Below are 11,479 nucleotides of genomic sequence, written 5' to 3'. Positions count from 1 at the left end.
CTTCCGATCTACCAGGGGTCCTCCCCCGGCAATCGCCGAGCGGGCCCGGCGGAGATTCCGCCGGGCCCGCTCCTTCGTTTCCTCGTCAGTTCTCCTCGGCGCCCTCAGAGTTCGTCGAGCGGCTCGTCGAGGACGCCCTGGCGGGCGATGATGTAGCCGAGGTGGCCGCGGCTGCGGCTGCCGAGGAGTTCGCTGGCCTTCTGGATGTGGCTGGAGACCGTCCGGGTGCTCATGCCGAGACGGGAGGCGATGGCCTCGTCGGTGTAGCCGTTGACCATCAGGCGCAGGACGTTCTGCCGGGTGCGGGCGGTCAGCAGCCGGGGACGGTGGTGGCCCTGCTGGTAGGTGACGGGTTCGGCGCGCTCCCACATCAGCTCGAAGATCTTGAGCAGGTACTCGACCAGCGGCGGGAGCTGGATGAGCATCGCCGCGGCGGCGCGGTCGGCGCCGGCCGGGATGAAGGCGGTGGAGCGGTCGCAGATGATCACCCGGTCGAAGACCTCGTTCAGGGTGCGCACTTGGGCGCCCTGGGCGGTGACCTGCTCGATGTAGGCCAACGTCGGGCCGTGCGAGCGCACGGTGTGCTGGTAGAGGGTGCGCTGGCGCACGCCGCGGCCGGCCAGGGCGAGGTCGCGCGGGAGCGCGTCGGCCAGTTGCTCGGTAGCGCGGCCGCCGCCCGGCTGGGCGGTGAGCAGTTCCTCGGAGCAGCCGGCGACGGCCTTCTCCAGCGCGGGGCGGATCTCGTCGCCCGCCAGCAGCCGGATCGGCAACTTGGCCCGCCGCATGACGTCCTTGTAGGCGTGCTCGGCGGCGTGGAAGGAGGTGTGCAGCTCGGCGAGCCGTTCCTGGTGGGCCAGTACGGCGAGTTCGAGCGGCCGGGTCAGCCCGGTGACGGCGATGTCGGGCGGGACGGGGGCCAGCCGCCGGCCGGAGCCGGGCAGCGGGCGCAGCAGACCCATCGCGAGCAGGCACTCGGGGACCTCGCCGGTGGCCTCGCCCTCGACCAGTGCCGTGCGGTAGAACTCGATGCCCCGGTCGCAGAGCTGGGGTGTTCCCCTTTCCATGCTCTTGTCCTGGGTTGGGCACATCTGGGCATCCTTCCGGCTTCGGCATTGCGGTTTCACGAATGCCCGAACCGGCTTCCACCAGGCATCAGAACCGGCAAGATGAGAAGTGACTGCCGTTCGGAAGCCGCCCCCCGGGCTCCGACAGCCGTGAGTGTACGCCCAAAGGGCGCGGAAATCATCGGCTGACGGTAGTCGGGCGTGCACGCAAGCGGGGGAGCCGCCGGGCACGAGGACGACCGCACCCGGCAGCGGTGACCGGGGGATTGCCGGCCCATCGCACCTGACGTCCCGTCGGGGCGTTCGGAGCGGGCGGTCGGTGAATGGAACGGCCTACAGACGGAAGGCACCCCCAGTTGCGAGCTGATTCCGATCCGGCGACACCGCCCGCCGCCCTCGCCGGCCTGGTGGACCAGCGCCTGGTGCGACAGTTGGCGGAGGCCGCCGCCGCACAGGTCGGCTCCGGCGCCGTCCGGCTGCTGGGCGACGGCGGGATTCTTCAGGCCTTCGCCAAGCAGTTGATCGAGGGCGCCCTGGAGCTCGAACTCCAGGAGCATCTGCGCGGGTCCGGCACCGGCACCGGCACCAACGGCCGCAACGGCGCCCGGGCCAGACGGCTGCTCACCGAGATCGGTCCGGTCGAGGTGCGGGTGCCCCGGGACCGCGAGGGCAGTTTCGCCCCCAAGTCCGTCCTCCCCCGGGCCCGGCGGCTGCCCGGGCTCGACCGGCTGGTGATCTCGCTGACCGCGCGCGGCCTCAGTTCGGGCGAACTGGTGGCGCACCTGGCCGAGGTGTACGGCGTGGAGCTCAGCCGGGAGACCGTCTCGGCCATCACCGACCAGGTGCTCGACGAGCTCGCCGAGCGGCGCGAGCGGCGGCTCGACCCGGTCTACCCGGTGGTCTTCGTGGACTCGGTGCGCAGCGGCCGCTCGGGCGGTCCGCTGGTGCACCTGGCGCTCGGGATCTCGGTCGAGGGCCGGCGCGAGGTGCTGGGCCTGTGGCCGGCCGCGGACGGGGAGCAGTGGCCCCAGGTGCTGGCCGGGCTGGCCGGGCGCGGGGTGCGGGAGGTCTGGGTGCTGGTCGGCGGCACCGGCGCGGTGCTGGCCGAGGCGGCGGCCGAGCAGTGGCCCCGTACCGTGGTGCACGGTTCGGTGGCCCACCTGCTGCACGGGGCGCTGCGGCACGCGCCCGGCGAGGACTGGAGTGCGCTCTCCCGGGCGCTGCGCGAGACCTGTACGGCGCCGACCGAGGCGGCCGCGCTGGAGCGGCTGTCCCTGGCCGAGCGGGAGTGGGGGCCGAGCCACCGCGAGGTGTTCCGGGCGTGGCGGGCGGCCTGGCCGCTGCTGGCGCCCGGCTTCCGTTTCGGGCCGGAGGCGCGGCGGCTGCTGACGGGCGGGGGCGCGCTGGAGCGGTTGCACGCGCGGCTGCGCCGGATCGAGCAGTCCGCGGGCCGGGTGCAGGACGAACGGGCCGCGCTCAAGCGCGCGTACCTGGCGACGCTCGCCCTGGAGTCGCCGGCCGGGACGGGCCGGCCGTGGGTCGAGGACTGGCCGGCCGTCCAGGAGGAACTGCGCCGGGGCTCGCTGCGGCGCGCCGGGGTGCCCGCCTCCGCGCTGCGATGTCCCCCGCGCCATCGGAGTTCCCACCACTGATCTGACAGTGCCGGGTGTGATTTGGATCATGTCTGTCTGTTTTTGACACGATCTGCCCGGGCTTCCGGTTCCCGCATTGCGTGTTCACGATCACAGTCAGAGCTTCCACGCACGTTTGGGCCTTCGGCAGGATGCGTTTCAGAGCGAAGAGGGCAGACCGCCCTCCTCAGGAAGAGGAATTCGCGATGCCAAGCCTTGCCGTCCGCGTCCACAAGATGCTCGGGACACTCGCCGTTCTGCTGGCCGCCGTGGTGGGCCTCCAACTCCACGCCCAGCCGCACCTGCCCGCCGTCTCCATCGCCGCCGTCGTCGGCCCCAGCGAGGACTCCGGCTGGGGTGCGTGAGCCGCGGCTCCGTTCGACCGCCCCGCTCCTCACCCTCCCGCACAGCTCCGCACCGTTCCGCACAGTTCCGAACAGCTCCAGACAGCTCCGAACAGAGAGGAACCGACGATGGCGAACCCGTTCGAGGATGCCGAGGCCAGCTACCTCGTCCTGGTGAACGACGAGGGCCAGCACTCGCTGTGGCCGGCCTTCAGCCCGGTGCCCGCCGGCTGGCAGCAGGCGTTCGGTGCCGCCGGACGGCAGGACTGCCTCGACTACGTCGAGCAGAACTGGCAGGATCTGCGGCCGAAGAGCCTGATCGCGCACCTGTCCGAGAACTGATCGCGGCCTTCGCGCACCGACCGTCGGACGGCTGAACGACCACACGGCCTCCGCACGGGGATCCACGCCGAGCAGCCGCTCCCCCGGCCGCACCGCCCCGGCGACGAGCACAGAGCACAGCGCGCACCAGCCGCTCACCCGGCGCGGTACCGCGCCCGAGCCGCCGCCCGTTCGGCCGCTCCCCCGGCCGTCGGCCCACCGCCCCGCCGGAACCCGCCGACACCGCCCCGCCCCACCACCGCAGCACCCCACCGCCGCGCGGCGCACCCTCACGCCGCCGGCGCGGTCCCGTGTCCGACGTCTACGCGCGTGCACCGAAACGGCCCCGGCACACTCCCACCCTCCGCACCGCCGCGCCGCACGGCCGTCACACCAAGCACACCGCAGCACCGCGAGACGACCGCAACATCGCTCCGCCGACCCCCGGGCCGACCGCCCCGGGGTCAACCCAGCTCGCCGCTCCCGCCACCGCGGGGGCCAGCCGCACAAGGGAGAGAGTCACATGTCCGGGGTCCAGCAGACGCACAGATCCGAGCAGCGGCCGGAAGCGGCCGAGGTCCTGTGCCGACTGTTCGCGGAGGTGCTCGGCCGGGAGTCGGTCGACCCCGCGGCGGGCTTCTACGACCTGGGCGGCGACCGGCCCGCCGCCGAGCGGCTGCTGGCCCGGGTGCACGCCGAGTTCGGCGTCCGCCTGGCGCTGCCCGTCCTGGCGGACGCCCCCACCCCCACCGCGCTGGCCGCCCGGCTGGCCGAAGGGGCACCCGCCCGCCCGACCCTCACCGAGCTGGTCGACGCCCAGGTCGCCCGCACCCCGGACGCCCCCGCCCTGTACGCCGAGGGCACCATCCTCACCTACGCCGAACTGGACGCCCGCGCCAACCGGCTGGCCCGGGTGCTGGCCGCCCGCGGCCTGGGCACCGAGGACGTCGTCGCGCTGGCGCTGCCGAAGTCCCCCGAGGCGGTCGCCGCGATCCTCGCCGTCGCCAAGACCGGCGCCGCCTGGCTGCCCGCCGACCCGGCCTACCCGGCCGAGCGGCTGCGCCACATGCTGACCGACTCCCGCGCCGCCCTGGTGCTCACCACCGCCGGGGCCGCCGGGCAGCTGCCCGCGACCGACGCCCCCCGGCTGCTGCTCGACTCCGCCGAGCACCGGGCCGACCTCGACGCCCGGCCCGGCACGCCCTTCACCGCCGCCGAGCGGGTCCGGCCGGTGAGCGCCCTGAACACCGCGTACGTCATCTACACCTCCGGCTCCACCGGCGTGCCCAAGGGCGTGGCCGTCACCCACACCGGGCTGCCCAGCATGATCGGTACCCAGGTCGCCGCCACCGGGGTCGGCCCCGGCAGCCGGGTGCTCCAGGCGTCCTCGCTCAGCTTCGACGTCTCGGTCTCCGACCTGTCCGTGGCGCTCACCACCGGCGCCGCCCTGGTGCTGCCGCGCGAGCAGAGCCAGCTGGTCGGCGAGCCGCTGGCCGCCCTGATCGACCAGTACGGCGTCACCCACGCCGACATCGCCACCGCGATGATCTCCACCCTGCCCGACCTCCCGATGCCCTCGCTGCGCACCCTGATCGGCGGCGGCGAGGCGGTCTCCCGCGAGCTGGCCGCCCGCTGCGGCCGCGGCCGGCTGATGCTCAACAGCTACGGACCGACCGAGGCCACCGTCATCGTCAGCATGAGCGAGCCGCTGACCGGCGACGAGCTGCCCCCGATCGGCCGGCCCTGCCAGGACGTGCGGATCCACGTGCTGGACGAGCAGCTGCGCCGGGTCGAGCCGGGCACCGTGGGCGAGCTGTACCTCGCCGGCCCGCACCTGGCCCGCGGCTACCTGAACCGCCCCGGCCTGACCGCCGAGCGCTTCGTGGCCGACCCGTACGGCGGGCCCGGCGAGCGGATGTACCGCACCGGCGACCTCGGCAGCTACCGCCCGGACGGCCAGCTGGACTTCCTCGGCCGGGCCGACGACCAGGTGAAGATCCGCGGCTTCCGGGTGGAGCTCGGCGAGATCGAGCAGACCCTCTCCGCCCACCCCGAGGTCCGCCAGGCCGTGGTGCTGGTCCGCGAGGACCGCCCGGGCGAGCGCCGCCTGGTCGGCTACACCGTCGGCGCCGCCGACCCGGCCGAGCTGCGCGCGTACTGCGCCGAGCGGCTGCCCGACCACATGGTGCCCACCGTCGTGGTGCTCGACCGGCTGCCGCTCACGCCCAACGGCAAGGTCGACAAGCGCGCCCTGCCCGCGCCGGTGTTCGGCGCCGGCGAGGAGGAGGGCCGCGCCCCCGCCGGGGAGCTGGAGCACACCCTGGTCCGGCTGTTCGGCGAGGTGCTGGGACTGCCCCGGGTAGGCGTCACCGACTCCTTCTTCGAGCTCGGCGGCGACTCCATCGTGGCCATCCAGCTGGTCTCCCGGGCCCGGCACGCGGGCCTCCAGCTCACCCCGCGCGAGGTGTTCCTCGCCCCGACCGTCGAGGCGCTGGCGCGGATCGCCCGTCCGCTGGAGGGCCCGGTCGTCGTCGAGCCCGCCGGCGCCGGCCTCGGCGAGGTGCCGCCGACGCCCATCGTGCACTGGCTGGCCGCCCAGCACGGCGCGGTCGAGAGCTTCTACCAGTCCACCGTGCTCACCCTGCCCGCCGGCACCCCGCAGGAGCACCTGACCGCCGCCGTCCAGGCCCTGCTCGACCACCACGACCTGTTCCGCACCCGCACCTCCCCGCTCGCCGAGCGCCCCTGGACCCTGCACGTGCCCGAGGCCGGCGCCGTCCCCGCCGACGCCGTGCTGCGCCGGGTCGAGGGCCCGGCCACCGCCGAGGCGCTGCGCGCCGAGACCGGGGCCGCCCGCGAGCGCCTGTCCCCCGAGGACGGGCGGATGGTCCAGGCCGTGCGCTTCGACGCCGGTCCGCAGGCGCCCTCGCAGCTGCTGCTGGTGATCCACCACCTGGTGGTGGACGGCGTCACCTGGCGCATCGTCGAGGAGGACCTGCTCGGCGCGCTCGCCGCGCTCCGCGAGGGCCGCGCCGTCGAGCTCGCGCCGGTGCCCACCTCCTTCCGCCGCTGGGCCCAGCGGCTCACCGCCGAGGCGAACACCGACCGCCGGGCCGCCGAACTCCCGCTCTGGCAGGCCGCGTTGGCCACCCCGGACCCGCTGCTCGGCGACCGCCCGCTGGACCCGGCCACGGACACCTACGCCACCGAGGGCCTGCTGCGGCTCGTGCTGCCCGCCGAGACCACCCGGGCGCTGCTCACCAAGGTCACCGCCGCCTACCACGCCCAGGTCAACGACGTGCTGCTGACCGGGCTGGCGCTGGCCCTCGGCCACTGGCGCGGCCGGGAGACCACCGGGCCCGACGGCGCCGTGCTGGTCACCGTGGAGGGCCACGGCCGCGAGGAGATCGTCGACGGCGTCGACCTGCACCGCACCGCCGGCTGGTTCACCTCCGTCTACCCCGTCCGGCTCGCCCCCGGGGCGCTGGACTGGTCCGAGGTCACCGCGGCCGGCCCCGGGCTCGGCCGGGCCCTCGGCCGGGTGAAGGAGCAGCTGCGCGCCGTGCCGGACAACGGCATCGGCTTCGGCCTGCTGCGCCACCTCAACCCGGACACCGCCGCCGTCCTGGCCGGCTGCGCCGACCCGCAGATCGAGTTCAACTACCTGGGCCGCTTCGCGCCCGAGGGCGTCACCGCCGAGGACGTGCTCGCCGGCACCGAGGCGATGTCCGAGGGCGCCGCGACCGGCCTCGCGCTCGGCCGGGTGCTCGGCCTGGACGCCACCACCGTGGACACCCCGCAGGGACCGCTGCTGGTCGCCCAGTGGTCCTACGCCACCGGGCTGCTCTCCGAGGAGCGGGTGCGCGCCTTCGCCGAGGCCTGGTTCGCCGCGCTGGGCGCGCTCGCCGAGCACGCCGACCGGCCGGACGCGGGCGGGCACACCCCCTCCGACTTCCCGCTGGTCGCCGTCACCCAGAGCGAGGTCGACGAGCTCGCCGCCCACCACGCCCCCGCCCGCCTGGTCGACGTCTGGCCCACCTCGCCGCTCCAGCAGGGCATGGCCTTCCACTCGGCGTACGACGCCGACGGCGCGGACGTCTACACCTCGGTCGTGACCTTCGACCTCACCGGCCCGGTGGACGCCGACCGCCTGCGCACCGCCGCCGAGGCGCTGCTGACCCGCCAGCCGAACCTCAAGGCCGCGTTCCACCAGCGGCACGACGGCCCGCCCGTGCAGGTCGTCCCGGACGGCGTCGAGCTGCCCTTCACCGTCGTCGACCTGAGCGCCCACGCCGACCCGGCGGCGGAGGCCGCCCGGATCGCCGCCGCCGAGTACGGCCGCCGCTTCGACCTCGACCGCCCCCCGCTGCTGCGCTACACCCTGATCCGGCTCGCGCCCGGGCGCCACCAGCTGATCGCCTCCGCCCACCACATCCTGCTGGACGGCTGGTCCACCCCGCTGTTCGCCGAAGAGCTGTGGGCCCTGTACTTCGAGCAGCCGCTCGCCCCGGCCGCCCCGTACCGCGAGTACCTGCGCTGGATCACCCGGCGCGACGGCGCGGCCGCCCGCGCCGCCTGGGCCCAGGCCCTGGCCGGCGCCGACGAGCCCACCCTGCTCGCCCCCGGCCGCTCCGCCGCCACCCCGCAGCTGCCGCTGCGCCTGCACACCGGGCTCACCCCGGAGACCACCGAGGCCCTCGCCCGCACCGCCCGCCGTTACGGCGTCACCCTCAACACCCTGGTCCAGGCGGCCTGGGGCGTGCTGCTGGCCCGGCTCACGGGGCGCGAGGACGTGCTGTTCGGCACCACCGTCTCCGGCCGGCCGCACGACCTGCCGGGCGTGGAGCGGATGATGGGCCTGCTCATCAACACCGTGCCGGTACGGGTGCGCCTGGACCAGGCCGAGAGCTGGGGCCAGCTGCTGCTGCGCCTCCAGCACGAGCAGTCCGCCCTGCTGGACCACCAGCACCTCAGTCTCACCGAGATCCAGCAACTCGCGGGCATGGGCAGCTTGTTCGACACCGTCACGGTGTACGGCAACTACCCGGACCCGTCCGCCCTGGACGACGCCGACCCGAGCGGCGCCACCCGCGTCCACCTGGTCGAGGACGTCGACAGCGCCCACTACCCGCTGGCGCTCGCCCTCACCCCCGGCGACGGCCTGCAGCTGCGGCTGGACCACCAGCCCGACGCCTTCACCTCCGACGAGGCCCGCGCCCTGCTGGACCGCTTCCTCGCCCTGCTCGACCGGATCGTCGCCGACCCGGCCGAACTCGTCGGCACCGTCGAGGTGTTGACCGCGGCCGAGCGCGCCGAGCTGATCACCGGATGGAGTGGCACCAGCACCCCGCTGCCGGAGGGCTCGCTGCCCGAGCTGTTCGAGGCGCGGGTCGCCGCGACCCCGGACGCGATCGCGCTCACCGCCGAGGACGCCGAGCTGACCTACGCCCAGCTCAACGCCCGGGCCAACGGCCTGGCGCTGCGGCTGGTCGAGGCCGGGGTCGTCCGGGAGACGCCGGTCGCGCTGATGATCGACCGCTCGGCCGCCCAGGTGGTGGCGATCCTGGCGGTGCTCAAGGCCGGCGGCCTCTACGTGCCGCTGGACGACGCCCAGCCGACGGACCGGCTGCGGACCGTCCTCGCGGACGCCGGGGCCGGGCTGGTGCTGGCCGACGCCGCGCACCGCGAGCACCCCGCGCTGGCCGGGCTGACGGTGCTCGACCCGCACGCCGGGGAACACCCCGAGAACCTCGGACTGCCGCAGCACGCCGACCAGTTGGTGTACGTGATGCACACCTCCGGCTCGACCGGCGTGCCCAAGGGCATCGCCATCACCCACCGCGCGGTGGTGGACCTCGCGCTCGGCGGGCAGTTCACCGGCGGCGGCCACGAGCGGCTGCCGGTGCACGCCCCCTCCGCCTTCGACGCCTCCACCTACGAGATCTGGACCCCGCTGCTCTCCGGCGGCCAGCTGGTGATCGCCCCGGCCGGCCGGCTCGGCATCGCCGAGCTGGCGGCGGTGATCGGCCACGAGCGGACCACCTCCGCCTGGATCAGCGTCGGCCTGTTCAACGTGCTGGCCGCCGAGGCCCCGGAGACCTTCGCCGGGCTGCACGAGGTGTGGACGGGCGGGGACATCGCCTCGCCGGTCGCCATGCGGCGGGTCCTGGACACCTGCCCCGGGCTGCGGCTGGTCAACGTCTACGGGCCGACCGAGACGACCACCTTCGCGACGCACTTCCCGATGACCTCGGCCGCCGAGGTGCCCGCCGTCGTGCCGATCGGCCGGCCGCTGCCCAACAACCGGCTGTACGTGCTGGACGCCGGGCTGCGCCCGGTGCCGGTCGGCGTGGCCGGCGAGCTGTACATCGGCGGCACCGGTATGGCCCGCGGCTACGTCGGGCGCCCCGGCCTGACTTCCGAGCGCTTCACGGCCTGCCCGTTCGGCGAGCCCGGCAGCCGGATGTACCGCACCGGCGACGTGGTGCGCTGGACGCCCGCCGGCGAACTGGAGTTCGTCGGTCGAGCGGACGACCAGGTCAAGCTGCGCGGCTTCCGGATCGAACTCGGCGAGGTGGAGGCCGCGTTCACCGCCCACCCGGCCGTCGGCCAGGTCTGCGTGGCGGTCCGCCAGGACCAGCCGGGCGACAAGCGCCTGGTCGCCTACGTCACCGGCGAGGTGCGGGCCGACGAGCTGCGCGACTTCGTCACCGAGCGGCTGCCCGGCTACATGCTGCCCGCCGCGATCGTCGTCCTCGACGAGCTGCCGGTGAACCCCAACGGCAAGGTGGACCGCAAGGCCCTGCCCGCGCCCGACTACAACGGCGCCGACGGCGGGCGCGAGCCGCGCAACGCCACCGAGCAGGCCCTGTGCGGGCTGTTCGCCGAGGTCCTCGGGCTGGTCCGGATCGGGATCGACGACAGCTTCTTCGACCTGGGCGGCCATTCGCTGCTCGCCACCAAGCTGGTCAGCCGCATCCGCGCCGGCCTCGGCGCCGAACTGCCGATCCGCACGCTCTTCGACAACCCGACGGTGGCCCTGCTGGCCGCCGCGCTGCCCGACTCCGCGACGGCCCGTCCGGCCCTGCGGCCGGCCGAGCGCCCCGAGCGCGTGCCGCTCTCCTCCGCCCAGCAACGCCTGTGGTTCATCGAGCAGTTCGAGGGACCGAGCGCGCTCTACAACACCCCCGTCGCGGTCCGGCTCACCGGCGCCGTCGACCTGCCCGCCCTGGAGCGGACGGTCCGGGACGTGGTGCGGCGGCACGAGATCATGCGCACCGTCCTCCCGACCGTCGACGGCCGCCCGCACCAGCTCGTCACCGAGGCCGCCGAACTCGCCCTGCGGCACGTCACGGTGGCCGACGAGGAGGAGCTGCGGGCCGCGCTGTCCGCGGCCGGCGAGGAGGTCTTCGACCTCGCCCGCGACCTGCCGGTGCGCGCCACCCTGCTGTCGCTGCCGCACGACGAGCACGTCCTGCTGGTGCTGATGCACCACATCGCCAGCGACGGCTGGTCGGTCGGCCCGCTCTTCCGCGACCTCGCCGAGGCGTACCGGGCCCGGCTGGCCGGCACCGAGCCGCAGTGGGAGCCGCTGCCGGTGCAGTACGCCGACTACACCCTCTGGCAGCGCGAACTGCTCGGCACCGACGAGCGGCCCAGCGCCCTGCTGACCGAGCAACTCGCCTACTGGCAGCGGGCCCTGGCCGACGCCCCGGAGGAGCTGGCGCTCCCCTACGACCGTCCGCGCCCGGCCGTTCCGGGACACCGCGGCGGCCTGGTGGAGGTCGCCGTCGACGCCGAACTGCACCGCGCTCTCGGCGAGTTGGCGGCGACGCAGCACGCCAGCCTGTTCATGGCGCTGCAGGCCGTGGTCGCCGTCCTCTACACCCGTCTCGGCGCGGGCACCGACCTGCCGATCGGCACCGTGGTGGCCGGGCGCACCGACGAGGCGCTCGACGACCTGGTCGGGTTCTTCGTCAACACCCTGCTGCTGCGCACCGACACCTCCGGCGACCCGAGCTTCCGGGAGCTGCTGGACCGGGTCCGCCGCACCGACCTGGACGCCTACGACCACCAGGACATCCCCTTCGAGCGGCTGGTCGAACAGCTCAACCCCACC

5 protein-coding genes are annotated in these 11,479 nt (G+C 74.8%); 4 read left to right on the top strand and 1 reads right to left on the bottom strand.

Annotation, left to right across the window (positions count from 1 at the left end):
• Positions 1–104: 104 nt before the first annotated feature.
• Entirely contained in the window at positions 105–1,088 is a 984-nt protein-coding gene (locus ACIQOV_RS09245; protein WP_401046660.1) for a LuxR C-terminal-related transcriptional regulator, read from the bottom strand.
• A 332-nt stretch (positions 1,089–1,420) separates the two neighbouring features.
• On the opposite strand from ACIQOV_RS09245, the gene ACIQOV_RS09240 reads away from it, so the two are divergent.
• The 4 genes from ACIQOV_RS09240 to ACIQOV_RS09225 all read left to right on the top strand — a co-directional run.
• Positions 1,421–2,716 carry an IS256 family transposase gene (locus ACIQOV_RS09240; protein ID WP_401046657.1) on the top strand — a complete coding sequence of 432 codons (1,296 nt, stop codon included), beginning with the start codon at positions 1,421–1,423 and terminating at the stop codon, positions 2,714–2,716.
• 185 nt (positions 2,717–2,901) lie between these two features.
• The gene (locus ACIQOV_RS09235; RefSeq protein WP_401046655.1) at positions 2,902–3,060 is read left to right on the top strand and encodes a hypothetical protein; all 159 of its coding nucleotides are present in this window, start codon (positions 2,902–2,904) and stop codon (positions 3,058–3,060) included.
• A gap of 108 nt (positions 3,061–3,168) precedes the next feature.
• Entirely contained in the window at positions 3,169–3,381 is a 213-nt protein-coding gene (locus ACIQOV_RS09230) for an MbtH family protein (protein ID WP_359909576.1), read from the top strand.
• 502 nt (positions 3,382–3,883) lie between these two features.
• On the top strand, positions 3,884–11,479 hold a 7,596-nt coding region (locus ACIQOV_RS09225), incomplete at its 3' end, for an amino acid adenylation domain-containing protein (RefSeq protein ID WP_401046653.1).

This window comes from Kitasatospora sp. NPDC091257 (genome assembly GCF_044757675.1).
In the GTDB taxonomy this organism is placed as follows: Bacteria; Actinomycetota; Actinomycetes; order Streptomycetales; family Streptomycetaceae; genus Kitasatospora; species Kitasatospora lactacystinica.
Note: the sequence above shows the minus strand (reverse complement) of the source record. Positions and strands in the feature narration are given on the sequence as shown.

Excerpts from the sequence above, each read along its gene's own strand:
- ACIQOV_RS09230 (WP_359909576.1), top strand. The coding sequence starts at position 3,169 with ATGGCGAACCCGTTCGAGGATGCCGAGGCCAGCTACCTCGTCCTGGTG.
- ACIQOV_RS09245 (WP_401046660.1), bottom strand. The coding sequence starts at position 1,088 with ATGTGCCCAACCCAGGACAAGAGCATGGAAAGGGGAACACCCCAGCTC.
- ACIQOV_RS09235 (WP_401046655.1), top strand. The coding sequence starts at position 2,902 with ATGCCAAGCCTTGCCGTCCGCGTCCACAAGATGCTCGGGACACTCGCC.